Annotated in this window: 16 protein-coding genes and 3 pseudogenes; 9 read left to right on the top strand and 10 right to left on the bottom strand. The window is 62.3% G+C overall.

The window, feature by feature from the left end:
- Positions 1–17: 17 nt before the first annotated feature.
- The 4 genes from AYM40_RS08325 to AYM40_RS08310 all read right to left on the bottom strand — a co-directional run bounded on the left by AYM40_RS08325 (position 18) and on the right by AYM40_RS08310 (position 6262).
- Positions 18–803, bottom strand: a complete 786-nt coding sequence (locus AYM40_RS08325; protein WP_063495800.1) for an enoyl-CoA hydratase/isomerase family protein — start codon at positions 801–803, stop codon at positions 18–20.
- 154 nt (positions 804–957) lie between these two features.
- On the bottom strand, positions 958–2091 hold the full coding sequence (locus AYM40_RS08320; protein WP_063495799.1) for a CaiB/BaiF CoA transferase family protein: 1134 nt from the start codon (positions 2089–2091) through the stop codon (positions 958–960).
- A gap of 140 nt (positions 2092–2231) precedes the next feature.
- On the bottom strand, positions 2232–3866 hold the full coding sequence (locus AYM40_RS08315) for a GMC family oxidoreductase (protein WP_063495798.1): 1635 nt from the start codon (positions 3864–3866) through the stop codon (positions 2232–2234).
- Entirely contained in the window at positions 3863–6262 is a 2400-nt protein-coding gene (locus tag AYM40_RS08310; RefSeq protein ID WP_082855010.1) for an arylsulfatase, read from the bottom strand. The genes AYM40_RS08315 and AYM40_RS08310 overlap by 4 nt, the downstream gene beginning before the upstream one ends.
- Positions 6263–6534: 272 nt before the next feature.
- On the opposite strand from AYM40_RS08310, the gene AYM40_RS41315 reads away from it, so the two are divergent.
- Entirely contained in the window at positions 6535–6687 is a 153-nt protein-coding gene (locus AYM40_RS41315; RefSeq protein ID WP_158515259.1) for a hypothetical protein, read from the top strand.
- A 12-nt stretch (positions 6688–6699) separates the two neighbouring features.
- Positions 6700–7746: an AraC family transcriptional regulator gene (locus AYM40_RS08305; protein ID WP_082855009.1), complete on the top strand. Its 1047-nt coding sequence runs from the start codon at positions 6700–6702 to the stop codon at positions 7744–7746.
- A 38-nt stretch (positions 7747–7784) separates the two neighbouring features.
- Here AYM40_RS08305 and AYM40_RS08300 read toward each other — a convergent pair whose 3' ends face one another.
- The 6 genes and pseudogenes from AYM40_RS08300 to AYM40_RS08280 all read right to left on the bottom strand — a co-directional run bounded on the left by AYM40_RS08300 (position 7785) and on the right by AYM40_RS08280 (position 13944).
- Positions 7785–8420, bottom strand: a complete 636-nt coding sequence (locus AYM40_RS08300) for a response regulator transcription factor (RefSeq protein WP_063495796.1) — start codon at positions 8418–8420, stop codon at positions 7785–7787.
- Between the two features lie 5 nt (positions 8421–8425).
- On the bottom strand, positions 8426–9976 hold the full coding sequence (locus AYM40_RS08295) for an ATP-binding protein (RefSeq protein WP_082855008.1): 1551 nt from the start codon (positions 9974–9976) through the stop codon (positions 8426–8428).
- Positions 9977–10395: 419 nt separating this feature from the next.
- Positions 10396–10677 (bottom strand): annotated as a pseudogene (locus AYM40_RS08290) (acetyl-CoA C-acyltransferase); the annotation flags it as partial.
- Positions 10678–10800: 123 nt separating this feature from the next.
- Positions 10801–10896, bottom strand: a pseudogene (locus tag AYM40_RS38260) (4Fe-4S dicluster domain-containing protein); the annotation flags it as partial.
- 47 nt (positions 10897–10943) lie between these two features.
- Positions 10944–12734, bottom strand: a complete 1791-nt coding sequence (locus AYM40_RS08285) for an acyl-CoA dehydrogenase (RefSeq protein WP_063495794.1) — start codon at positions 12732–12734, stop codon at positions 10944–10946.
- Between the two features lie 211 nt (positions 12735–12945).
- A complete protein-coding gene (locus tag AYM40_RS08280; protein ID WP_236720925.1) occupies positions 12946–13944 on the bottom strand; it encodes an AraC family transcriptional regulator in 999 nt (332 codons plus the stop codon).
- Between the two features lie 488 nt (positions 13945–14432).
- On the opposite strand from AYM40_RS08280, the gene AYM40_RS08275 reads away from it, so the two are divergent.
- The 7 genes and pseudogenes from AYM40_RS08275 (at position 14433) to AYM40_RS08245 (ending at position 25502) form a co-directional block, all read left to right on the top strand.
- The gene (locus AYM40_RS08275; protein ID WP_063495793.1) at positions 14433–15653 is read left to right on the top strand and encodes an MFS transporter; all 1221 of its coding nucleotides are present in this window, start codon (positions 14433–14435) and stop codon (positions 15651–15653) included.
- A 465-nt stretch (positions 15654–16118) separates the two neighbouring features.
- The gene (locus tag AYM40_RS08270) at positions 16119–16994 is read left to right on the top strand and encodes a TetR/AcrR family transcriptional regulator (protein ID WP_063495792.1); all 876 of its coding nucleotides are present in this window, start codon (positions 16119–16121) and stop codon (positions 16992–16994) included.
- An 85-nt stretch (positions 16995–17079) separates the two neighbouring features.
- The gene (locus AYM40_RS08265) at positions 17080–19578 is read left to right on the top strand and encodes an acyl-CoA dehydrogenase (RefSeq protein ID WP_063495791.1); all 2499 of its coding nucleotides are present in this window, start codon (positions 17080–17082) and stop codon (positions 19576–19578) included.
- Between the two features lie 138 nt (positions 19579–19716).
- Positions 19717–21130, top strand: a pseudogene (locus tag AYM40_RS08260) (3-oxoacyl-ACP reductase).
- 2 nt (positions 21131–21132) lie between these two features.
- A complete protein-coding gene (locus AYM40_RS08255; protein ID WP_063495790.1) occupies positions 21133–22053 on the top strand; it encodes a MaoC family dehydratase in 921 nt (306 codons plus the stop codon).
- A 168-nt stretch (positions 22054–22221) separates the two neighbouring features.
- Complete coding sequence (locus AYM40_RS08250) at positions 22222–23523, top strand: acetyl-CoA C-acetyltransferase (RefSeq protein ID WP_063495789.1); 1302 nt, start codon at positions 22222–22224, stop codon at positions 23521–23523.
- Positions 23524–23672: 149 nt separating this feature from the next.
- Positions 23673–25502: an AMP-binding protein gene (locus AYM40_RS08245; protein ID WP_063495788.1), complete on the top strand. Its 1830-nt coding sequence runs from the start codon at positions 23673–23675 to the stop codon at positions 25500–25502.
- Positions 25503–25535 lie beyond the last annotated feature (33 nt).

The raw sequence follows: 25535 nt of genomic DNA, 5'->3' as shown, positions 1-25535 counted from the left end.
TCTCGTTACGATGTGATTCAGCGGCCTTGAAACCGGGGCGCGCGCTTTTCGGCGAAAGCCTGCAAGCCTTCGTGGAAGTCGAATGTGCGCATGTGCTGGCGCAGCATCACCTGCTCGTGCAGCAAGGCGTCGTCGCGCGTTTTGTCGGCGGATTGCCGCGCTACTTCTTTCATGCGGCGCAACGCAATGGGGCTCTTTCGCGCGATATGCGTGGCGAGCTTCTGCACGGCCTCGGCGAGTTCCGCATCCGGGTGCACTTCGCAGACGAGGCCACACGCCTTCATCTCGGTGGCCGACAGGGACTTGCCGGTCAGCAGCAGATACATCGCCATGTTGAGCGGAATGAGCCGCGGCAGGACGGCCGCGCCACCCGCGCCCGGATACACGCCGAAGTTGGCATGCGCGTCGGCGAGCGTGGCGGTCTCGGCGGCAATCACCAGATCCGCGCACATCGCCAGTTCCAGGCCGCCGGCCATCGTGACGCCGTTCAACGCGGCAATCACGGGCTTCGGGAAATTGCGCAGCCGGCCAAACACCTGGTTCGCACGATCGAGAAAATCCGCTTCGCCGGGACCCAGGTCTTGGCCCGCCAATACTTCCTTCAGGTCTGCGCCCGCACAGAAGGCTGCTTCGGCACCGGTAAGCACCAGCACACGCATCTCATCGTCGGCCTCGATCTGCGTTAGACGGCGATCCAGTTCCGCAAGCATCGCCAGGTTCAGCGAATTCATCGCCTTTGGGCGGTTCAGCGTCAAACGGGCAACAGACCCATCGACGTCGTACAACAAAACGTCTTCGTTCATGACATCTCCATACTTTTCGGTGATCAGGACGCTCGACGAAGGCGTCGGCCTCAAGAAATTGGCGAATGTGCTGATCGTATGGAGAACTGTGGTTTGCTACAGGTCATTGGAATGAAGTCGCAGGTCCCGGCGATAAGTTGCGTGTGACGTGGCCTCAGTGCGCGGCGAGCAATTGCACGATCTCGTCTTCGCCAAGCCCGATGGCTCGGAGGATCGCAAGGCCATGTTCACCACGGCGCGGTACGGCGTTAGGGGCGCCGGACGGGGTCGCGGAGAATCGCGGCGCCGGGGCGGCCTGCAATACCCCGTCGCGCTCCGCATAGACGCCGCGAGCGGCCATATGCGGGTGCGTCATGGCTCCGACAGGCGTCAGCACCGGCGCGAAACAGGCATCACTGCCTTCGAGCAAATCGATCCAATGCTGCCGGGGTTGCGTGGCGAATACCGCCGCCAACCGGTCACGCAGGGCAGGCCATCGATGCGGGTGATAAGGCTGCCGGAAATCCGGATCGTCACCGAGCCCAAGCTTGCTGAAGAGCAGCGCATTGAATTGCGGCTCCAGCGCCTGGACACTGACAAAGTGGCCATCGGCACACGCGTAGGTGCCACTCCAGTGCGGGCCGTCCAGAAGGCCGCGCCCGCGTTCGATAGGCTGATGCCCTGCGGCATGCACCGAGAGCAGCAGGTTCATCAGATTGGCGCTGCCGTCGACGATGGCAGCATCCACCACCTGGCCATGACCGGTACGGCGAGCGCCCAGGATGCCGGCAAGCACGCCCATCGCGAGATACAGCGCGCCACCGCCCAGATCGCCCAATAGCGTGGGCGGTGGCATGGGTGGCCTGCCGGGTTCGCCCGCGAACCACAGCGCGCCGGAGAGCGCGATGTAATTCAGGTCGTGGCCGGCGCACTGCGCCAACGGCCCCGTCTGTCCCCATCCGGTCATCCGGCCGTATACGAGGCGTGGATTGCGTGAGAGACACATCTCCGGCCCGAGCCCCAGCCGCTCCATCACGCCTGGGCGCATGCCTTCGAGCAACGCGTCTGAACCCTCGATGAGCCGCAGGACCGCGTCAATCGCGCGCGTGTCCTTCAGGTTCAGCGCAATGGACTGTTTGCCACGATTGACGATAGCGCTCTTGCCGAGATCGAGCATGCCGCCATCGTTGGCGTCGGCGCGCTCGATCAGGATGACTTCGGCGCCCATGTCGGCAAGCAACATGCCGCAAAAAGGACCCGGCCCGATACCCGCTATTTCCACGACGCGGATTCCGTCGAGAACACCCATGGTTCTGCTCCTTTGGAGATCAAGATGATGAGCCATCGCAGCGCCTGGCAAACGGTGAAATGAAACGGAAAGCGCTTTGCGTTTCGCCTCTTTCTCGATGCCGCCGCAGCTCTAATTTTGTGTACCGCGCGATCGTGCCTTCACGAGGGGCATCCAGTGCAGCATGATCCCTCTTTGATCTCGGCCAACGCGGCCTTGATCATGTCGGCGGCTTTCTCCGCGATCATGATGGTCGGTGCATTGGTGTTGCCCGACACGATGTTCGGCATGATCGACGCGTCGACAACACGCAAACCGTGCACCCCTTTCACGCGCAATTGATCGTCGACCACATCGAGCGGACCGTTACCCATGCGACAGGTCCCGACAGGGTGATAGGCGCAGTCAGCGTGGTTGCGAATGAACGCTTCGATCTGTGCGTCGGTCTGCGCGCGCGCCGAATTTCTGGATTCCTTGCCGCCAAATCGCGCGAGAGCCGGCTGACGCATGATGCCGCGCACCAGTTTGAAAGCGCGTATGAGGCGACTCACGTCGTCCTGATCGGCCAGGAAATTGGTGTCGATCAGCGGCGCCGCCAACGGGTCGGCGCTCGCCAATGAAACGCTGCCGCGGGATTTGGGGCGCAACAGGCCGCAGTGAACCGAGTAGCCATTACCGATCAATATCTTCCGGCCGTGGTCGATCAGCTTTGCAACGATGAACACGAGCTGCACATCCGGGCGCCTTTCTTCCGGCAGCGTCTTCACAAAGCCCGTGCCTTCCGCGAAGTTGGACGTCAGCACGCCGCGTCGGTATTTCGCCCAGGTGCGAATGCCCTTCGCCACAGACCACACGCCCGACAGCGACACGCCGAACAGCCCTCGCGACGCACCGGCTTCGTAGCTGTGAACAATATCGATGTGATCCTGCAGGTTCTTGCCGACGCCCGGTGAATCATGGACGACGTCAATGCCGTGCTGCTGTAAATGCCCGGCAGGCCCAATGCCCGACAGCATCAGAATGTGTGGCGACTGCAAGGCGCCGGCCGACAACAAAACTTCCTGCGTGGCTTTCAAAACCTTGATTGCGCCGCCTTGTTGAAACTCGACACCAACCGCGCGCTTGCCGTCCATCAGGATTCGCGTAGCCTGCGCACCGGTGATGACCTGCAGGTTCGTCCGGTCGAGATTCGGTGTCAGGAACGCCTTGGCGGTGCTGCAGCGTTCGCCGTTCTTTTGCGTGACCTGCGTCAGTCCAATGCCCAGTTGATGATCGCCATTGAAATCGGGGTTGGGCGAATGCCCCGCCTGTACGCCGGCCTCGACAAACGCTCTTGCATAGACGCTCGGTTCCAGCACATCCGCCACGTTGAGCGGGCCGCTTGCGCCGTGATGCGCATTGCTGCCCCAGAACGCGTTGTTCTCCGACTTCCTGAAGTACGGCAACACCTCGTCATAACTCCAGCCGGCATTGCCCTCTTCTGCCCATTGATCGTAGTCGGCCCGGTCGCCACGGATATACATCATCCCGTTGATCGAACTACTCCCGCCCAACGCCTTGCCGCGCGGCTGGTAGCCGATCCGGCCGTTCAGCCCGAAGTTGGGCATCGTCTTGAACGCCCAGTTGAAGATGGGATACGGGATCAACGCGGCAAGCCCCGCCGGACATTGAATCAATGGGCTGTTATCAGGCTTGCCTGCTTCGAGCAGGCAAACCTGAACCCGTGGATCCTCGCTCAAGCGGGCTGCCAACACACAGCCCGCCGATCCACCGCCGATCACGATGTAGTCGATCATGGCAGATACACGATATGCACGTCGTTGATCCGGCCATTGAATCTGAACGGCGCGCGATCACGATAGTCCAGCGTCACCGGGCAACCGAGGTCGACGCCGACGTTAAAGGTTTCGCTCGCGCTGAACGCAAGCGGGACGGTGAACGGCGTCGTCGCCCGCGTCACTTCCACGCCGTCGACCATCATGACTAACGCGGCAGCCGCACCCGGCGCAGGCCCGCTCATCATGGTCTCGAGATCGAACCGACGCGGACCCGGCGCGATCCTGTCCGCTGAACGCAAGCGCGTTCTCACCACACCGAGGAAGTTGTATTCGTAGTGGAGGTAACCGTCGTCCATATAGAGCACCAGACCGCCGGCTACCGCACCCAGCGAATAGAGCACGCCGCTGCCTGCGGCGGCCACCTCGACGTCCACCGTGACCCGGTTGTTGCGCGCGCGCAGATTAGGCGCACAGAATTCGGGCAGGCGCGTGATCTCCGTATTGAAGTGCCATTCGGTCTGAGTCGTTCCCACACGAGCATCGGGATTAAGAAGCGGCCCCAAACCCGCGCCGATCGGATAAACGTGATTGGCGCGCGCCTCGCTATCGAATTTCTGTTTCAACTCCGCGAGCTTTTGCGGGTAGTCGCGCGAAATATCGTTCGACTGGGAGAAGTCGCCGTCGAGTTTGTACAAGGCCCAGACATCTTCATCCGGATTCCAGTTCGCGTAGGCGGCGTAGGCGCCTGGCAACCATGGCACACGCGGCCCGAAAACCGACGCCATCCAGCCTTCCGAGTAGATCCCGCGGCTGCCGAATACTTCGAAGTACTGATGCGTTTTTTGCGTGGGCGCCTCGCTGTCGGCGAACGTATACGCGAGGCTCACGCCGTCCAGCGGATCCTGCTTCTGGCCATTGACCGACTCCGGCGGCGCAATGCCGATGACCTCGTAGAGGGTCGGCGCGATATCGTTGACATGGTGGAACTGCCCACGCACATTGGCGTCGGCCTTGATGCCCTTGGGCCAGGAAACCGCCATCGGCACACGGGTGCCGCCGAAATAACCCGCCACCAGCTTGGTGCCCTGAAACGGACTTTCTCCGGCCCAGGCCCAGCCGGCGTGATACATGTTCGCGACCTTTGGACCGCCCAACGCGGGCAGGCCGCCGTATTCCTCCTCGAGGATCTTCATCTGTTGCGCGAAAGGCATCGGCACGCCGTTGAGCGTCAGCATTTCGTTGATGGTGCCGCTCCAGCCTTCCGAGGACGCCCCGTTATCCGACAGCACGTAAAAGATCAGCGTGTTGTCACGCAAGCCCAGCCGCTCCAGTTCATCCACGATCTTGCCGGCCTGTGTGTCGGCATGCTCGAGGAAACCGGCGTACACCTCCATCAGGCGCGCCTGGAATCGCTTCTCATCGTCGCCAAGGCTATTCCATGCAGGCATCGTGTCTGGGCGCGGCGTCAGGATGCTGTCGGCCGGAATCCAGCCAAGCGCCTTCTGACGCCTGAAGGCCTGCGCGCGATAGACATCCCAGCCTCCGTCGAACTGTCCCTTGTACTTATCCGACCACTCACCGAAGACCTGGTGCGGGCCATGCACCGCTCCCGGCGCCCAATACATCAGAAACGGCTTGTCAGGCGCAAGAGCATGTTGCTGGCGCAACCAGCTGGTGGCCTGCGCTGCCAGATCTTCGCTCAGGTGATACTTCGGATCGTTGGGCCGCTCGATCGGCGTGGTGTTGCGATACAGATTCGGCTCGTATTGCGAGGACTCCGCCCCCATGAAACCGTAGAAATGATCGAATCCGCACCCGGTCGGCCAGCGGTCGAAAGGCCCCGCAGCAGAGACATCCTGGGCAGGCGTGTTATGCCACTTCCCGAATGCAGCTGTGCTGTAGCCATAGTGCTGCAACACTTCCGGTATGGTCGCTGAAGTCTTTGGAATCTCACCGGTGTAACCGTCAAAATCGCTCGCCAACTCGGTGATGGTCCCGGATTCCACGCGATGGTGGTTGCGCCCCGTCAACAGCGACGCACGCGTCGCCGAGCAGATCGCGGTGGTGTGAAAGGCGTTGTAGCGCACGCCGGAATCGGCAATGCGGCTGAGCGTCGGCGTATGAATCGCACCGCCAACCGTATCGGCGTGTGCAAAGCCGACGTCGTCCAGCATGATGATCAATACGTTCGGCGCGTCGGCGCGCAAGGGGGTGGCTTTGCTGCGCCACTGGTGCTTCGACTCGGCCAGCGTCCGCGCGGCGAGACTGGCTGTCGGCGTTTTGGGAAATGGCAGATCCTGCGTCCCGGCTATGGCCACACCGGTGAGAAAGGGCTGCCCGATTGAGCCCGTCTCTTCCGAAGACGGTCCCGCCGGAGCGGAATCGGATGCCGCAGGGTTGAGTTCGCGGGTCATGAGGGTCTCCTGTCATGGACTGAAACGTGACGCCAGCCGCCGGATCGCGGGTCTGCGGGTCATTGACAAATCGGAGGCATTTTATGAACGGCATCCCGCGCGGCGCTGGTCTTTGAAGACAATCCAGTGGTCTTGCGCGTGCACCGTGCGCAACCTGGCGCTCGATGCGGGTAAACACCGGGCGAAAGTAAGACGCACGGAAGAGGTTTGCGAACGCCGCGCAACACGCCCATCGGGAGCTTTGACCTTCGTGCAAATGGCGGTTCGCGCGTGTGACGATTCCTGACCTGGCATTTACGCCGATGGAGTTCGCAGTGCAATCGCGGCTACGCTATTGCGATACCGACGCGACCACACCGTCGCTCAAGCGCATTTCTCCCCCAGCCAGCCTGCCGCTCGCACACAGCACGCCGGCCCAGCAATGATTGCCGTCCAACATGCAGAGAGCCACCGCCTCCCGCTCCGACAGCGACGCCGTTCTCACGACGATCGGTGGCTATGCGCTCGCAATTTCACGCGCCCTCGAGCACAGCGGAGTCGATAGTGCCCGGATCTTTCATGCGGCCGGCGTCCAGCCGTCGCTGATGAAGAACGATCCCATGACGCGGCTCCCGGTCGCCACGATGGCCAGGCTGTATAAGGTCTGCGTGGACGTGACGCACAACCCCTACTTCGGATTGACGGTCGCCAGGTTCATTCACGTTTCGAATCTGCACGCACTCGGCTACGCGCTCGCGGCCAGTTCCAACCTGATGGCATTCTGCCAACGGCTGGAACGATTCTTCAGACTCGCTTCTCAGGCCTGCGAAATCAACATTGTTGAAAACGGCGACGAGGTCTCGCTGCGCATGAAACTGCTGGTGCCCGTGTGCGCCGAGACGGAAGATGCGTTGCTGGGCTTTGTCGTGCTGTCCATGCGCCAGCTCTACCACGCCGATTTCAAGCCGGTCCGCGTGGCGTTCTCTCACCCGATGCCGCGCGAAGGGGGCGGCCCCTACGAGAAACTATTTCGCTCACCTGTCGATTTTGACCAGGCTGCACCTGAACTCGTGTTTTCGAAACCGGATTTGCAAAAACCGCTGACCGGCGCGTGTGCTGAGCTGGCGCAATTGCACGACAACCTCGCCACCAGCTATATCGCCCGTCTCGACAAACACGATGTGGTAAGCACAGTGCGGCAGAAAATCATTGAGTATCTGCCCAATGGCGACTGCTCGAGAGACAAAGTCGCCAGCGCCATGTGTATCAGTCCGACCACCTTGCAGTTCAAGCTCTCGCAGCACGATACGAATTTTAATGAGCTGCTCGACGCGACACGCAAGGAATTGGCCTCCAGCTATGTACAGCAATCGGCGTTGTCGATTACCGAAATCACGTTCTTGCTAGGGTTTAGCGACTCGAGCAATTTCACGCGCGCGTTCAAACGTTGGGAAGGCGTTTCACCGAGCGACTATCGCAAGGAAGCCAAGATACAGAGCGCGTGAAGTTCTGTTTCCGTCCGCCGTTCGCGCCAGCATGCGGCCTAGTGCGATACGTGTGTTTCGGCAACGGTGCCGAGGCCGGCCTTTTCGGCGACGCGGACCAGTTCGGCCAGCGACGAGACTTCCATTTTCGCCATGACGCGCGCGCGGTGAGCCTTGATTGTCTTTTCGACCGTGCCCAGTTCGCCGGCGACCTGCTTGTTCAGACGGCCGCTCACGACGAGCGCCATCACTTGCCGCTCGCGAGGTGTCAGTCTTCCGACACGCAGACGGATCGCGTCCAGTTCGCGGTGGACTGCGTGCGTTTGCGCCACCTGTTCGAACGCCTGGTCGATTGCACGAAGCAGATCCGTATCACGCACCGGCTTCGGCAGGAAATCGGTTGCCCCGGCTTTCATGGCGCCCACCGTCATGGGGATGTCGCCATACCCCGTGATGAAAATGATAGGCATCGCCGCATTGAGTTCGCGCTGCAGTTCCAGACCGCTGACGTCCGGCAGCTGGATGTCCAGTATCAAACACGCCGGACAGGTTTCGGCACGGATCCTGTCCAGGAATGCGCGGGCCGAACCGAATGTCTCTACCCGATAGCCAGCGAACTGGATCAGACGCGCGAACGCTCGGCACACAGACTCGTCGTCGTCGACGACGAACACCAGCAGATCAGAATGTGTCATGGCCTTTATCGCGACTCGTCGTGCTGCATCGCATCATTCGCGGGCAGCGTGACATAAAAGGTCGCGCCTCGATCGGTGTTGTTTTCGGCCCAGAGTCGCCCGCGGTGCATGTCGATGATGGAGCGGCTGATCGACAATCCCAAACCGAGCCCCTGGGGTTTTGATGTGAAGAATGGCTTGAAGATCTTATCCAGCTTGTCCGCTGTCAATCCGTGCCCGTTGTCGCGAACCGCAATGCACACCATGTCGCCACCCTGAGGCTTGAGCGTTACCGCTACCATCCGGTCGACGGGCGGCACATCGTTCAGCGCGTCGAATGCGTTGAGCAGAAGATTGAGCATGACCTGCTGCAGTTGCACCCTGTCGCCGCGCACGGGCGGCAGGGTGTCGTCAATGTCGAGCCTCAAACGCGTGCCTCGCACGATCGCGTCACTGTGCACCAGCAGAATCACGTCGCGGACCACCCCCGCGAGATCGAGCGGCACGACGTCAAGATCGCCCTTCTTGACGATTGCGCGGATGCGTCGAATCACTTCGCTGGCACGATAGTCATCCTGAACAATGTCATTGAGGATTTCCCGCACTTCCGCCAGGTCGATCGGGTCGGCGGTCATGAACCGTTGTGCTGCCTGCACATTGCTCAGAATCGCGGTGAGCGGCTGGTTCAGCTCGTGGGCGAGCGAAGAGGCGAGCTGCCCCATGGTGGAGACGCGCGTCAGATGGGCGAGCTCCTGACGGTTTCGGTGCAGTTCATAGCGATCTGTCCTGTCGATGACAAAAGCGAGCATGATGCAATCGTCGTCGAAGCGAAACGCATTCAGCCCTATTTCCACGGGAAACACCACGCCGTCCTTGCGCCGTGCGGATAATTCCTGCAAAGGCGCCGCGCCGCGCACGTCGGGTAGCGCGAACCTGTCCGTCCAAAAGGGCGTGCTGCCTTCGAAATGCAGGTCGGGCACCAGCAACTCAACAGGTCTGCCGATCATTTCTTCGCATTCGTATCCAAACAGCTTCGCAGCTTGCGGATTGACCATGACCATGCGGCCACGCTCGCCCAGCATGAGAATCGCAAACGGGAATAATGCAAGCGCTTCGCGAAAGCACGTCTCGCCGCTCTTTCGTTCCGGAGCGGCGGCCTGAGCATGCGGTATGTCCATCGATCGTCCGCCACTCGTACAAGCCTCCCGGCGAACCACCCTCGCGGAAGCCGCCGCGCCGGGTGCACCTGCAGGTGGATGCCCTGCGCGCGCCCCACGTTGGCCGGCTTCCGTCACACCAGACACTTCCGCGACGCGAGAAGCCTCCACGCAGGTGTCGCGTGACGGACCAGCTTTCACCGGTGAATGGGAAGCACCACCCGCCTCGACCACCGTTCTCGCAATGCGTGCAAACACCATGTCCAGGCTGGCCAGAGCGCGTTCTGCGTGCGCAGAACTACCCAGCGGTTTAATACTGGCGATCGATGCCGCCGCCCCGTGGCGTCGCGCCAACATCACCAGCAACCACAGAATGATGGTCGCTTCCAGCACGACTATCACGGGCATGACGATGCTCATGGCCGGACTCCATCTCAAAGGCTGGTGCCGGGTGACGTGCTGAAAAAATTCGCTCTGGATTTCGACGAAATGCAATGCGCCATAACCCGGAAGCCGGTTGCCGCCACCCGATCTTGCAAAGTGGCCTGGGCATGCAGAATCATGATTCCCTCGTGATTGCGCGGCCCCGGCCTGCCTCACGGGCGGTCTGTCGGGTCGTCTCCATGACAGCGCATTATCCTTCTGTTTATTCAGTGAATGACTAGCAGCGGAATCGGGCACTGCCCGCCCGAGGATAGATTCGGTTAAAACTTCCGCAGTCGGATAGAACCAAACGGTCAATTAATCCTAGTCTGCGATCGGACAATAGTAAATGACGCACGGCACATTCATCTATGTTTTGACCTGAATGCTTGTGTTGTGGACGACTACTGGATGGGACCGCCAATCGCGATGTCTGCGTAGACCAGCAAGATTGTTTGCGCGGCGGAGATGATCGCCTGCAGGCCCGAGCCACAGAGACGGTTCGCCGTAAAGCCCGGCGTTGCCTCGGACACACCTGCGTTGAGCGCCGCGACGCGGGCCAGATACAGGTTCTTCGGCTCGGTCGCGATGACATTCCCGAAGACGACGTGGCCGACCTGATCGCCACCAACGTCAGCACGCGCCAGCGCCTCGTGCACGACAAGCGAACCCGGTTCCGTCGGGGCGATATCTTTCAGGCTACCTCCGAACTAGCCGATGGGAGTGCGAACTCCGCTCACAACGACGACTTCTCTTTTAATTTCGGATTCCTTTTTTAATGTGCAAGCCTGCTTCGACGGCTTTCGAGTCCGTTTCGCAGGTCACATATTCGGGTAATTCGGCCCACCGCCGCCCTCAGGCGTCACCCAGACGATGTTCTGGGTCGGGTCCTTGATGTCGCAGGTCTTGCAGTGCACGCTTGCTCAATGAGACTTGCGGGGGTCATTGATGTGAGATCCCTCAGTCAGAACTGGTCTTCGGCCAGCGCCAGCACACTCTCCCCGCCCTTCGCGGTAACGATCGACGCTTCGAGCGCCGACGCCTGCGGCAGCACATGCTCGGCATAGAACTGCGCGGTCGCGATCTTCGCGCCGTAGAACGACGGATCTTCGGCGCGCTTTTCAGCCGCCACGAGCAGCGCACGCGCCATCTGCCAGCCGCCCAGCACGATGCCCGCGAGCTTCAGATATGGCACGCTGCCGGCGAACACCGCGTTCGGATCGTCCTTCGTGTTGGCAACAACGAAATCGACCGCCGCGGTGAGCGAGCGATGACCTTGCGCCAGATACTTCTTCATCGATTCGAACGCCGCACCCTGCTGCGTGCCGAGCGCCTCGATCGTTTCTGCTACGCCGGCCAGCAGCGACTTCGCCACCTTGCCGCCGTCGCGCACAGTCTTGCGGCCGATCAGGTCGTTGGCCTGGATCGCGGTCGTCCCTTCGTAGATCGGCAGAATGCGCGCGTCGCGGTAGTACTGCGCGGCGCCCGTTTCTTCGATGAAACCCATGCCGCCGTGCACCTGCACGCCGAGGCTCGTCACGTCGATCGACAGCTCCGTGCTCCAGCCCTTCACGATCGGCACGAGGTATTCGTAGATCGCCTGATGTCCGGCACGTTTTGCTTCGTCAGGATGACGATGCGCGATATCGCAGTGAGCCGCGGCGACATACGCCAATGCGCGCGATGCTTCGGTGAGGCCACGCATCGTCGCGAGCATGCGGCGCACGTCCGGATGCTGGATGATTGCCACCGATTGCTTCGCCGAGCCGTCCACCGGGCGGCTTTGCACGCGATCCTTCGCGTACGCCACGGCCTTCTGATACGCCCGGTCCGAGACGCCCACGCCCTGCATGCCCACCGCGAAACGCGCCGCGTTCATCATGATGAACATGTACTCGAGGCCGCGATTTTCTTCGCCGATCAGATGACCGATCGCGCCGCCGTGGTCGCCGAACTGCAGCACCGCGGTGGGGCTCGCCTTGATGCCGAGCTTGTGCTCGATCGACACGCAGTGCACATCGTTACGCTCGCCGAGCGAACCGTCTTCATTGACGAGAAACTTCGGCACGATGAAGAGCGATATGCCCTTCACGCCTTCCGGTGCGTTCGGGGTGCGCGCCAGCACGAGATGGGCGATGTTCTGCGCCATGTCATGCTCGCCCCACGTAATGAAGATCTTGGTGCCGAACAGCTTGAACGAACCATCGCCTTGCGGTTCGGCGCGCGTGCGCACCAGCGCGAGATCGGAACCGGCCTGCGGCTCGGTCAGGTTCATCGTGCCAGTCCACTCGCCGGAAATCAGCCTGGGCACGTAGGTCTGTTTTTGCGCTTCGGTGCCGGCGGTGAGCAGCGCTTCGATCGCGCCGTCGGTCAGCAGCGGACACAGCGCGAACGAGAGGTTCGACGCATTGAGCATTTCGATGCACGGTGTCGCGATCAGCTTCGGCAGGCCCTGGCCGTCGTAGTCGAGCGGATGCTGCACGCCTTGCCAGCCGCCTTCCACGAACTGGCGGAACGCCTCCTTGAAGCCGGGCGTCGCGGTGACCACGCCATCCTTCCAGCTGCTCGGATTGCGATCGCCTTCGACGTTCAGCGGCGCCAGCACTTCGCCGCACAGTTTCGCCGACTCTTCGAGCACGGCCTGAGCCGTGTCGAGGTTCGCGTCTTCGAAGCCAGGCAAGGTCGCGATGTCTTCGAGCGCGGCCAATTCTTTCATCACGAACAGCATGTCTTTTACGGGCGCGGTGTAGCTCATCGCGTGTCTCCTCACGGTACGTTTTCAGGCACAGATACGCGTCCCGTGACGGACTGACTCCGGCACGCCGCGATCCACATGCCGCATCGTAGCGCCCTCGCCCGCCCCACCCAATGTCCAAACCTGCCCATTCATTGACAAAAGCTGCCGCTTCGCGCGGCTCGCTCGCGTCACGCCAGGACGCCGTTGACCGGGACGTCGATGTTCTGACTCACGCCATCTTGCGATACGCTTGAGGCGTGCTGCCGGTCCAATGCCGGAAGGCCCGATGAAACGCACTCGGGTCGTCGAAGCCAACGTCATAGGCGATCATTCCGATCGCGTCGGCCGACCGCGTGAGCCGCTGAATGGCAAGATCGCGCCGCAGTTCGTCCTTGATCGCCTGAAACGTCGTCCCTTCAGCCGACAACCGGCGGCACAGCGTCCGGACGGAAAAATGCAGGTCCTGCGCCACGACTTCGATGGTTGGAATCGTCGGAAGACGAGCGGCAATAGACTGGCGAACGCGGTGGCAGACCATTTGTTCCGCGAACGACACGAAAATCCAGCCTTCCGGCGCGCGCGCAAGAAATGTTTTCAGGTCGGTTTTGTGTTGCCTGATGCGCATGTCGAGGTACGTGGCGTCGAACGACATGAAGGTGCGCGCGCGGCCAAACTGCACCGGCCCTGGAAAAAGATAGAGATAGTCGCTCGCGCGTGGTGGGCGCGGAAAATCGAACTCCACTTCCGACAGCGGAATCTTCTGTCCAACCAGCCACGAGGCGACCCCGTGCGCGAGTTTTAGCACGAGTTCGCGACCCAGCACGCTGACGGCCGGGTAGTCTGGGTTCGGCACCAGTTCAACGCGGCAGACAGCCCCTTCGCGTCGCGATTCGAGTCTGAACTCGTCGAGAATCAGGTGAAAAAACTGGCCGAACCGATTCATCGCAACCTCGAGTCGTGGCGCATCGAGGAGGCTCAGGCAAAGATACTTCAGTGTCCCATTGCGCAACGGCCGACTGAAGATACCCGGCATTTCGTCGTCGAGTTCGTTCGCCAGCAGGCGATAAAGCGTGGAAAACTGCTCCTGCGTCACACGGGCTGCGGGCTCGTGCAGTAACTCGTGCGGGATCCCCGCTTGCCCGGCCAGACGCACAACCGCAGCCTGGTCAGCGCCGGCCAGGAAGCCGTTGACGAGCGATATGGGTACGGTGGCGGAAAGGGGATTCAAGGGTTCGCAGTTGCCACGCAGTTGTCGCTCAGTTGTCGCTCAGTTCTCAGTCAGTTCTCATTCTCAGTTAACGGCTCTTGCACTGGCGTGGCCGTCGATGGCCTATTTTGTCATAGGTGCCGGCCAGGCGTGAACTACTGCTCGGCCACAGCACGAACGCGGAATGCCGCGATGGAACAGGAACCCGCACGCTCAACCCTGAAGCCGGATTGAGAGGATTACCACTCGCGGATGCAAACCAACATTACAAATAACAAACAATATAGCAAACTAGATCAATACGATAATTACATTACCCAAACATTCCCCATGCAGCGAGATTCAGCATGAAACTCGCTCCAGGGATTAATACGGATAAACGCGGCTTCAATCATGCAAGCGTTTAACGCTCGGCGTACACTCGCTCGAAGCCCAGAGCACAGGGCGCATGGGGCTGCAGAGCCACCCGTCGTCGAACACGGGTTATCGGAGAGTCAGGAGAACAATCAATGAGTTGGACACGGGAACAGAGAAACGTCACGATCGCCGCCTACCTGGGCTGGACCCTGGACGCATTCGATTTCTTTCTAATGGTGTTCGTATTGAAAGATATCGCGGCGGAGTTCAATACAACAATCCCCACGGTTGCCTTCGGCATTATGCTGACCCTGATCATGCGTCCGCTCGGCGCATTGATTTTCGGCTGGCTCGCCGACAAATACGGCCGTCGTCCCACGCTGATGATCAACATCGCGTGCTTCTCGCTGCTGGAATTGCTGTCCGGCTTTTCACCCAACCTGACCACCCTGCTCGTGCTGCGCGCCCTGTTCGGCATCGCGATGGGCGGCGAATGGGGTGTGGGCGGCGCACTGACGATGGAAACCGTGCCGCCGAAATCGCGCGGCATCGTTTCGGGTCTCCTGCAGGCCGGTTATCCGAGCGGCTACCTGCTCGCCTCCGTCGTGTTCGGCGTCTTCTATCAATACATCGGCTGGCGCGGCATGTTCTTCGTGGGCGTGCTGCCGGCCTTGCTCGTGCTGTATGTGCGTGCGCACGTGCCGGAGTCACCGGCTTTCAAGACGCTCGAGAAGAAAGCGCATCTGGGTCTCGTCGCCACGCTCAAGCAGAACATCGGCTTGTCGCTCTACGCGATCGTGCTGATGACCGCGTTCAACTTCTTTTCACACGGTTCACAGGATCTGTATCCGACCTTCCTGCGCGTGCAACATGGGTTCGACGCGCATACCGTGTCGTGGATCACGATCACGCTGAACATCGGCGCGATCTGCGGCGGTCTGTTCTTCGGTTTCATTTCGGAGAAGATCGGCCGCAAGCGCGCGATCTTCATCGCCGCCCTGATCGCGTTGCCGGTGTTGCCGCTTTGGGCTTTCTCGTCCACGCCTGTGCTGCTCGCGGCCGGTGCCTTCCTGATGCAGATCTCCGTTCAGGGCGCATGGGGTGTGATTCCGGTGCACCTGAACGAAATCTCGCCCGATGAAATTCGCGCGACGTTCCCGGGCCTCGTGTATCAACTCGGCAATCTGATCGCGTCAGTGAACGGACCGCTGCAAGCGAGCGCCGCCGAAGCGCACGGCAACAACTACGCGCTGATCATGGCAGTTGTGATCGGTATCGTGGCGGTGTTGATCGCCGTGCTGATTCCGTTCAGCCGCGAACGCCGTGGCATCGACATGACGCAGTCGGCGAAACAGGTCGCAACGCACGCCTAAGAAAGTCCCCGCCCCGAAGGAAGTCCCTTTGGGGTGATTGGTGGATTGAGGCAGAGCTTTAAGCGTTCGAACTAAACAGCTATTTCGCCGGCGCGTTATGGGGCACAATAGCTACAAAGGCGGCTCGATCCGCCACCAGGTAACGCAGACGCAAAGCAAGCGTAAGAAGTAAGAACCCACGCGAAGCTGGCGCGAGAAAACAAACGCAGGGCCAAACACAGGTAGCAAGCAATACGAGGCCGTTCCGATTTCGATCGGAACGGCCTTTTTTATTTCCGCGCGGTTTGACGCGCCCGCGCGCATTGGAAAGACGGACCTTCGTCAGGTCTTCTAGAGGAGTTAATCCACACCGAGCCCTTGATCGCAGTCCCCATCCTTCTTTATCCTGAAAAAAAACGGCTGTTTCAAATAGTCATTTGAATCGCTTGTTTGCGGGCCGGATGCCCGGCAACTGGGAGACGCAAAATGGCAGTTCGAACAACAGGCCGGCATGCCGGCGACACGAAGTCCCGCATCCTCGACGCCGCCGAAACACTCTTCATCGAATGCGGCTATGAGGCCATGTCCCTGCGCCAGATTACTTCGCGTGCCGAAGTAAATCTCGCGGCGGTCAACTATCACTTCGGCAGCAAGGAATCGCTGATTCACTCGATGCTGGCGCGCCGGCTCGACCGCCTCAACCAGGAGCGGCTCAAGCTGCTCGACCGCTTCGACGAAATGCTCGGCGCGCGTCTGACCTGCGAGCACGTGCTCGGCGCCATGTTCATTCCCGCGCTGCGGCTGTCGCGCGATCCGCGCGTCGGCGGCAAGGCGTTTCTGCGCTTGCTGGGGCGCGCTTATACGGACCCGTCGGCATTCATTCGGGACTTTCTGAATGCGCATTACGAGTCTGTGGCCGTGCGTTTTTTCGATGCTTTCCAGCTTGCGCTGCCTCATCTGCCGCGTGAAGAGCTTGGCTGGCGTCTGCACTTCTCGATCGGCGCGCTGTCCGGCGTGCTGGCCGGCGCCGATACCGACAGCCTGATTTCGGAGTTCTCGCAAGGCAAGTCGATGAACGACCTGCAACTGATCGCGCGTCTCGCTTCGCTCATGGTGGCCGCGCTGAAAGCGCCCTTGCCCGACGGCTCGCAACTGGCCACGTTCGCCGCCGTGCTGGGCGACGCCACCGAAGGCGGCCCCGAAGGCCAGATGGAACGCGCGAATCCGCCTGCGGGGGTTGCGGGTACGCAGCCGGCGTCAGGCGGGTTTGAACCGTCGGTGCCGGCAGCCTCGGACGGTGAACGCCACGGTGGCGACGTGGAGGCGAGTTCGTTTCAGCCCGCGTTGCACGGCACAGCTTGAAGCCAACGGTGCGGGCGGCGCTGCCATAAGCCGTCCGCGCCCCGTGGATGCGTTCGCACGCACCATCGAAACAGGAGGAAACGTCATGCCGTGGTTCACCCTGGTGCTCGTCATTGCCGCTCTCGCGCTGGTCTACGTTCAGGCGCGCGCCTCATGGTGGCTTGCCTTCATGATCGTCTGGGTGGCGGCCGCGCAGGTCAGCGGAGCGGCGGGTCCGGTGGTGACGACGGCGCTCGCGATCGTCTTCGTCCTCCCCGCCCTCGTCCTCGCGATCAAACCGCTGCGCCGTGCGTGGCTCACAAAAACGGTGTTCGAGGTCTTCCGCAAAATCCTGCCGGAGATGTCGCCGACCGAGCGCGACGCAATCGAAGCCGGCACCGTCTGGTGGGACGCCGAACTGTTCTCCGGACGCCCGCATTGGGACACGCTGCTCGGCTACGGCCCGGCCACGCTCACCGTCGAGGAGCAATCGTTTCTCGATGTCGAATGCGAGCATCTGTGCGATCTCGCGAACGACTGGGAAACCACCGCGGTGTGGCAGGACCTGTCGCCGGCAACCTGGCAATACATCAAGGAACGCGGCTTTCTCGGCATGATCATTCCGAAGCAGTATGGCGGCAAACAGTTCTCCGCTTACGCGCATTCGCAGGTCATCATGAAGCTCTCCACGCGCTGCTCGGCGGCCGCCGTTTCGGTGATGGTGCCGAACTCGCTCGGCCCCGCCGAGCTGCTGATGCATTACGGCACCGAAGCGCAGAAGAACCACAATCTGCCGCGCCTCGCCCGTGGCGACGAGATCCCCTGCTTCGCGTTGACGAGCCCATACGCGGGTTCAGATGCGGCAGCGATTCCCGACGTCGGCATCGTCTGCAAAGGCACGTTTGAGGGCCGCGAAACGCTGGGTTTTCGCGTCACGTGGGACAAGCGCTACATCACGCTCGGACCGATCGCGACCGTGCTCGGCCTCGCCTTCCGTGCGCTCGATCCCGACCATCTGCTCGGCTCGAATGAAGAACCCGGCATCACTTGCGCACTGATTCCGACCGACCATCCGGGCGTCAACATCGGCCGCCGCCATTGGCCGCTGAACGCGGTGTTCCAGAACGGTCCGAACTCGGGCAAAGACGTCTTCATTCCACTCGACTGGGTGATCGGCGGCCGCGCGCAAGTCGGCAACGGCTGGCGCATGCTGATGGAGTGCCTCGCGGCGGGCCGCGCGATTTCACTGCCGTCGTCGAACGTGGGGATGGCGAAGATCGCCGTGCGCGGCACCGGTGCCTATGCCGCGATTCGCCGTCAGTTCCGCACCGCCGTCGGCAAGTTCGAGGGCGTACAGGAAGCGCTCGGCCGCATGGGCGGCAATCTCTACGTGATGGACGCCGCGCGCCGCCTGTCCGCACAGGCGGTGGACCTCGGCGAAAAACCGTCGGTAATTTCGGCGATCGCGAAGTATCACATCACCGAACGCGCCCGCATGGTGATCAACGACGGCATGGACGTCGCCGCCGGCAAGGGCATCTGTATGGGGCCGTCGAACTTCCTCGCGCGCGCCTATCAGCAGGTGCCGATCGCGATCACCGTGGAAGGCGCGAACATCCTCACGCGTTGCCTGATCATCTTCGGCCAGGGGGTGATTCGCTGCCATCCGTATGTGCTCAAGGAAATGACCGCCACGCTCGCAACGGACCGCACCAAGGCGCTGCGCGATTTCGATGCCGCCTTCTTCGGCCATGTCAGCTTCACGCTCTCCAATGTGGTGCGCAGTTTCGTCTATGGCATCACGGGAGGCGCGTTCATCGCCAGGCCGCGCACGGCGTACGCGCCGCTGTTGCCGTACTACCGCGCGGCGACCCGTCTCTCGACAGCATTCGCGTTGCTCGCCGACGTCTCCATGTTCGTGCTCGGCGGCGATCTGAAACGGCGCGAACGCATCTCCGGGCGTCTGGGCGATGTGCTCTCGCAGCTCTATCTGATTTCCGCGACGCTCAAGCGCTTCGAAGACGAAGGCCGTCAAGAGGAAGACCTGCCGCTAGTGCGCTGGGGCGTCGAAGACTCGCTGTACAGGGCGCAGCACGCGCTCGACGGCGTGCTCGCGAACTACCCGAACCGCCTTGCCGCGTGTCTCGTGCGCGTGCTGGCATTCCCATTCGGCCTGCCGTATCGCGAGCCGTCCGACCGGCTCGGCACCGAGATCGCGGAGCTGATGCAAACGCCGGGCGCGGCGCGCAACCGCCTCGTGTCCGACTCGTACGTGCCGCATCCGGATGTCGACGCGCTCGGCTATGGCGAACTCGTGTTCGAGTTGAACCCGCGCTTCACGCAGATCGACCAGAAACTGCGCGATGCAGTCAAGCAAGGCCTGCTCGAACCGCTGCCGCAGAGCCTGCCGCACCTGGCCGCGTGGACCGAAGCGGCCCAGCGAAAAGGCCTGATCGATGCCGACGATCGCCGCGTGCTTGAGGACTACGCGCGGTATGGCGAGCAAGTCGTGAAGGTCGACGACTTCCCGCCCGACTTCGACATGCTCGCCAACTTGCAAAAGCGCAAGGACGTGCTCGAGAAAGCGCTGGAACTCGCGGCCTGAGTGCCTTAAAAGAAACATCCAGACAGGGCACACTCAGTGCCCCAAACTGGGTGCACACTGACACACGTCCGACGTCCCCGAATCCCCCAATCTCCCAAGGGACTTCCTTCGGGCGTGGCCAGCGGAGCAACGAATAATATGAACGACTCTTATCTGAACTTCGTCAATTCGCCGTTCGGCGCGCGCCTTGCGCGTTCGTTAGGCTTACCGAAGCCCGAGGTGCTGCGCCGCTATCGCGCGGACCAGCCCGAGTTCGACGGCCTGATCGCGATCGGTGCGGGCCGCGAGCCGCATCTGCTCGACGCGCTCGCGAATCTCGTGACGAGCATCGGCATGACGAGCGTGGCGCATGAAAGCGCGGGCCTGTGGGTGCCGCTCGCGAATCGCCACGGTTTGATGACAGGCCGTTTCGAACCAGCGGAGTCCGGTTCGCCCGGCAAGCTCACCGCCTTGCTGTTCGATGCGAGCGGTATCGAAGACAGCAGCCAGCTCGAACCGCTGCACGGATTCTTCCACGATACGTTGCGCTCGCTCGGCAAATGCGGCCGCATCATCGTGCTGGGGCGGCCGCCGGAGGCCTGCGCGAGCCCGCGCCAATGGACCGCGCAGCGCGCGCTCGAAGGCTTCGCGCGTTCGCTCGGCAAGGAAGCGCGGCGCGGCATTACCGCGAATCTCGTCTATGTGGAGCAAGGCGCCGAGAACGGCATCGAAGCGACGTTGCGATTCTTTCTATCGCCGCGCTCCGCGTACGTGTCGGGCCAGGTGGTGCGCATCGGCGTGCGCGCCGGCGCCGACGGCCTTGCCGGCGTTCGACTGGCATCAGCCGCTCGCCGGCCGGCGCGCCGTCGTGACCGGCGCGGCGCGCGGCATCGGCGCCTCGATTGCGAGCGTGCTCGCCGCGCAAGGCGCGCACGTCATCGGCATCGACATCCCAGCGGCGCGCGACGCGCTCGATTCGACCATGCACCAGTTGAACGGCACCGCCCTCGCCTTCGACATCGCCGCGCCCGAAACGCCCGCGCAGATCGCCGCGGCGCTCGACGAACAGGGCGTGGATATCGTCGTGCACAACGCGGGCATCACCAAGGACAAAACCATCGCGAAGATGACCGACGCCGCGTGGCAAAGCGTCATCGACATCAACCTGTCCGCGCAGGAACGGATCGACGACGCGCTGCTCGCGGCCGGCATCTTGCGCGACGGCGGCCGCATCGTCGGCGTGTCGTCGATCAGCGGCATTGCCGGCAATCCCGGCCAGACCAATTACGCCGCATCCAAAGCCGGCGTGATCGGCCGGGTGCAAAGCATGGCGCCGCATCTGCGTGCGCGCGGCATCACGATCAACGCGGTCGCGCCCGGCTTTATCGAAACGCAGATGACCGCGAAGATTCCGCTGGCCATCCGCGAGGCCGGCCGCCGGATGAATTCGATGAGCCAGGGCGGCCAGCCGGTGGACGTCGCACAGGCCATCGCGTGGCTGGCGCACCCGGGATCGGCGGGTGTGAGCGGCCAGGTTGTGCGCGTGTGCGGACAAAGCCTGATTGGAGCGTGAGCATGGGTGAGCCGGGTAATCCGTTCACGAGTGGTCACGCAGCGAGCGCGGCCCGTCCGAAGACCGTCGTCATCGAGCCGTTGCCTGCGCCCGCGAAGCTGTATGGGCGCGCGTTGTCCGGCATCGTCAAACGCGGGCGCGACGCGCACTTGCCGGCGTTGCGCCTCGTGCGCCCCGCCGTGGCCCTCGACCCCGGGCCGATCTGGCGTTACTCGCGGGTCTGCGGCTTCATCCCCGAGCACGGCGTGCCGCTCACGTATCCGCATCTGCTCGCTTTCCCGTTGCATCTGCTGATGCTGACCGACCCGGCGTTTCCCTGGCCGGCGCTCGGCCTCGTGCATCTGGCGAACCACGTGCGCCTGCGCCGGCCGCTCGCTTACAAGGACATGTTGCGCGTCGAGGTGGAATTCGGCGCGCTGCTGCGTCACGACAAGGGCCAGGCGTTCGTGCTGCATACCCGCATGTACCGCCGCGGCGAAGCGGTATGGGACGGCGACAGCGTCTATCTGAAGCGTGGCGTGCCGGCGAGCGGCAGTCCGTTCGATCCGCTGGAACTCGGGCACGACGCGCTGGAACGCATCTCGCGCTGGCAACTGGCGCCGCAACTGGGCCGCGACTACGCGAGCGTGTCCGGCGACTACAACCCGATTCACCTCACCGCGCTATCCGCGAAAGCGTTCGGCTTCTCGCGCGCCATTGCGCATGGCATGTGGACGCTGGCGCGCGCCGCCTCCGCGCTGCAACCGCCGAAGCCGCTCGCCGAAGCCACGCTCTGCGCCGAATTCAAGCTGCCGATGCTGCTGCCGGGCGAAGCGTCGCTGTGGAGCGCGTCGCCCTCGCTGATCGAGCGCGACATCGAGGTACGCGACATTGCCGGAGAAAAGCCGCATTTGCGCGGCCGCATGCAGTGGAAGCTGTTATGAGACACCGGCAGGCACCCGCAGGCACGTGCCTGTCTTCGTGACCGCATGGAATTGAAGCCGCCTGAAAATCGTTGTTGAGCTAACAGACGCAGCGACGCAAAGAAGCCTTACTCACGATTCGTATCATTCGCACCGTTGAACCAGGGAACGACTCTAAAGGAGCCGAGCATGTCCAACCCGCAGCCCGCCGTGCGCCGCGTCGCCATCATCGGGGGCAACCGGATTCCGTTTGCCCGCTCGAACACCGCTTACGCGACCGCGTCGAGTCAGGACATGCTGACGTTCACGCTGCAAGGCCTGATCGACCGCTACAACCTGCACGGTGAACGTCTGGGCGAAGTGGCAGCCGGCGCCGTCATCAAGCACTCGCGCGATTTCAACCTGACACGCGAATCCGTGCTGTCCACCACACTCGCGAGAGAAACGCCGGCTTACGATGTGCAGCAGGCCTGCGGCACTGGGCTGGAAGCGGCCATTCTCGTCGCCAACAAGATCGCCCTCGGGCAGATCGAGGCCGGCATTGCTGGCGGTGTCGATACGGCATCCGATGCACCGATCGGCGTCAACGAGCGCATGCGCAAGATCCTGCTCGAAGCGAATCGCGGCAAGAGCACCGGCCAACGCGTCAGTGCTCTTGCCAAACTTCGGCCAGGCATGTTTTTCAAACCGCTTTTGCCGCGCAACGTCGAGCCGCGCACCGGGCTGTCGATGGGCGAGCATTGCGAGCTGATGGCCAAGCGCTGGAACATCTCGCGCGAAGCGCAGGACGTGCTCGCCTACGACAGCCACCGCAAGCTCAGCGACGCGTATGCGCGCGGCTTCGTCAACGATCTGATGACGCCGTACCGTGGCCTTGCGCGAGACAACAATCTGCGTTCGGACCTGACGCTCGAAAAACTCTCCGGTCTGAAGCCGGTATTCGATCGCGACGCGGGCACGCTGACCGCCGGCAATTCGACCCCGCTGACGGACGGTGCTTCCGCCGTGTTGCTAGCGAGCGAAGAATGGGCGGCCAGACATGACCTGCCGGTGCTGGCGTATCTGAGCTGGTCCGAAACCGCCGCCATCGACTTTTTCGACAAGAAAGAAGGCCTGCTGATGGCGCCTGCCTACGCCGTGCCGCGCATGCTGGCGCGCGCCGGGCTCACCTTGCAGGACTTCGATCTGTATGAGATTCACGAAGCGTTCGCCGCGCAGGTGTTGTGCACGCTAGCGGCGTGGCAGGATGACGAGTATTGCCGCACGCAGCTCGGCATGCCCGGGCCATTCGGCGCGATCGACCGGACAAAATTGAATGTGAACGGCAGCTCGCTCGCCACCGGCCATCCGTTTGCCGCCACGGGTGGCCGCATCGTCGCCGGACTCGCGAAAATGCTCGCACAACTCGACAAGCCGGCCGGCACCGCGCGCGGGCTGATCTCGATCTGCGCAGCGGGCGGCCAGGGCGTGGTGGCGATGCTGGAACGCTGAGCGTCGCCGCTCGCTCAGCACGTGCTTCAATCCATGCCTGGCTTTGAAGGCTGCTGCAATGACCGCGTTGATTACTACCTTGATTACTGCATGACTGGCTGCAAGACCAGCACACAAACAGATGAAGCGCCTGCTTCAGGAGACGAACGATGACCCAGCCCACGCAAGCCCCGCTCTCGCCCGCCGTCGGATCCGCACCGCTCGCGAATAGAGCGGGCCAGACGCCCGGTCAAATGCGCAGTCAGACGCCCGGTCAGGCGGCAAATCACGCGCCCAACACCGACGGTATCTGGTACGCGTCGTATCCGGCCGACGTGCCGCGGGAGATCGACGTCAACCAGTACGAATCGCTCGTGCAGTTCTTCGACGAATGCATCGCCGAGTTCCGCGAGCGCGTCGCGTATGTGAGCGTCGGCGCGAACCTGACGTATGGCGAGCTCGGCCGCAAGGCGGCTGCGTTCGCCGCGTATCTGCAAAGCATCGGTGTGAAGCCCGGCGAGCGCGTCGCGATCATGCTGCCGAACACGTTTCAGTATCCGGTGTCGCTGTTCGGTGTGCTCAAGGCGGGCGGTGTGGTGGTCAACGTCAATCCGCTTTACACGGTGCGCGAGCTTGCGCATCAGTTGAAGGACAGCGGCGCGCAAACCATCATCGTGTTCGAGAACTTCGCGAAGACCGTTGAAGACGCGCTGCCGGGCACCAGGATACAGAACGTCATCGTGACGGGGCTCGGCGATCTGCTCGCCGACGGCCCGAATCTGAAGGGACGTCTGCTCAATTTCATGCTGCGCCGCGTGAAGAAGATGGTGCCGAAGTACAACCTGCCGAAAGCGGTGCCGCTGCTCGAAGCGCTCTCGATCGGCTACACGCGGCCGCTGACGCCCGTGCGCCCCACGCACCACGACATCGCCTTCCTGCAATACACCGGCGGCACCACCGGCGTGGCCAAAGGCGCAATGCTCACGCACAGGAACATCATCGCCAATCTGTTGCAGGCGAAGGCGTGGTCCGAAGGCCAGTTGAGCGGCGAGATCGAAACGGTGCTCACGCCGCTGCCGCTTTATCACATCTATTCGCTGACCGTGAACGCGCTGATCTTCATGGGGCTCGGCGGGCGCAATATCCTGATCGCCAATCCGCGCGACATGAAGCGCGTGATGATGATCATCCGTCACGAGAAATTCACCGGCATGACGGCGGTCAACACGCTCTACAACGCGTTCCTCGACAACGAGGAGTTCTGCAAGCGCGACTTCTCGAACCTGAAGCTCGCGATGGCCGGCGGCATGGCCACGCAGAAGTCGGTCGCCGATCGCTTCAAGGCGGTCACCGGCAAGCCGATCATCGAAGGCTATGGGCTGACCGAGTGCTCGCCGATCGTGTCGATGAATCCGGTGGACCTGACCAATCTGCACGACTTCGAAGGCTCGATCGGTTTGCCCGCGCCGTCCACGCAAGTGCGCTTCAGGAAAGACGACGGTACATGGGCGAACATCGGCGAACCGGGCGAACTGTGCGTGCAGGGACCCCAGGTGATGAAAGGCTACTGGAATCGCCCGGAAGAAACCGCCAAGGTGATCGACGACGCCGGCTGGCTCGCCACCGGCGACATTGGCGTGATGGATTCGCGCGGCTTCATCCGCCTGATCGACCGGAAAAAAGACATGATCCTGGTGTCGGGCTTCAACGTCTACCCGAACGAGATCGAAGACGTGATCGCGATGCTTCCGGACGTGCGCGAAGTCGCCGCAATCGGCGTGCCCGACGCGGCGCAAGGCGAACGGGTGAAGGCGTTCATCGTCAAGCGCAATCCGTCGCTGACCGCGGAACAGGTGATCGCCCACTGCCGCAAGAACCTCACCGGGTACAAGGTGCCAAAGCTCGTCGAGTTCCGTGACGAGCTGCCGCAAACCAATGTCGGCAAGATTCTGCGCCGCGCGCTGCGCGACGAGGAACTCGCGAAGCAAAAACCTGCCTGACAGGCGAGGCGCTCGATACCACGCGCCGCCATC

Origin of the sequence: Paraburkholderia phytofirmans OLGA172, from assembly GCF_001634365.1 — a bacterium.
Classification (GTDB): Bacteria; Pseudomonadota; Gammaproteobacteria; order Burkholderiales; family Burkholderiaceae; genus Paraburkholderia.
Note: the sequence above shows the minus strand (reverse complement) of the source record. Positions and strands in the feature narration are given on the sequence as shown.

Bases quoted from the DNA above. Each gene is read 5' to 3' on its own strand.
- AYM40_RS08325 (WP_063495800.1), bottom strand. From the start codon at position 803: ATGAACGAAGACGTTTTGTTGTACGACGTCGATGGGTCTGTTGCCCGT.
- AYM40_RS08320 (WP_063495799.1), bottom strand. From the start codon at position 2,091: ATGGGTGTTCTCGACGGAATCCGCGTCGTGGAAATAGCGGGTATCGGG.
- AYM40_RS08315 (WP_063495798.1), bottom strand. From the start codon at position 3,866: ATGATCGACTACATCGTGATCGGCGGTGGATCGGCGGGCTGTGTGTTG.
- AYM40_RS08310 (WP_082855010.1), bottom strand. From the start codon at position 6,262: ATGACCCGCGAACTCAACCCTGCGGCATCCGATTCCGCTCCGGCGGGA.
- AYM40_RS08305 (WP_082855009.1), top strand. From the start codon at position 6,700: ATGCAGAGAGCCACCGCCTCCCGCTCCGACAGCGACGCCGTTCTCACG.
- AYM40_RS08300 (WP_063495796.1), bottom strand. From the start codon at position 8,420: ATGACACATTCTGATCTGCTGGTGTTCGTCGTCGACGACGACGAGTCT.
- AYM40_RS08295 (WP_082855008.1), bottom strand. From the start codon at position 9,976: ATGAGCATCGTCATGCCCGTGATAGTCGTGCTGGAAGCGACCATCATT.
- AYM40_RS08285 (WP_063495794.1), bottom strand. From the start codon at position 12,734: ATGAGCTACACCGCGCCCGTAAAAGACATGCTGTTCGTGATGAAAGAA.
- AYM40_RS08275 (WP_063495793.1), top strand. From the start codon at position 14,433: ATGAGTTGGACACGGGAACAGAGAAACGTCACGATCGCCGCCTACCTG.
- AYM40_RS08270 (WP_063495792.1), top strand. From the start codon at position 16,119: ATGGCAGTTCGAACAACAGGCCGGCATGCCGGCGACACGAAGTCCCGC.
- AYM40_RS08265 (WP_063495791.1), top strand. From the start codon at position 17,080: ATGCCGTGGTTCACCCTGGTGCTCGTCATTGCCGCTCTCGCGCTGGTC.
- AYM40_RS08255 (WP_063495790.1), top strand. From the start codon at position 21,133: ATGGGTGAGCCGGGTAATCCGTTCACGAGTGGTCACGCAGCGAGCGCG.
- AYM40_RS08250 (WP_063495789.1), top strand. From the start codon at position 22,222: ATGTCCAACCCGCAGCCCGCCGTGCGCCGCGTCGCCATCATCGGGGGC.
- AYM40_RS08245 (WP_063495788.1), top strand. From the start codon at position 23,673: ATGACCCAGCCCACGCAAGCCCCGCTCTCGCCCGCCGTCGGATCCGCA.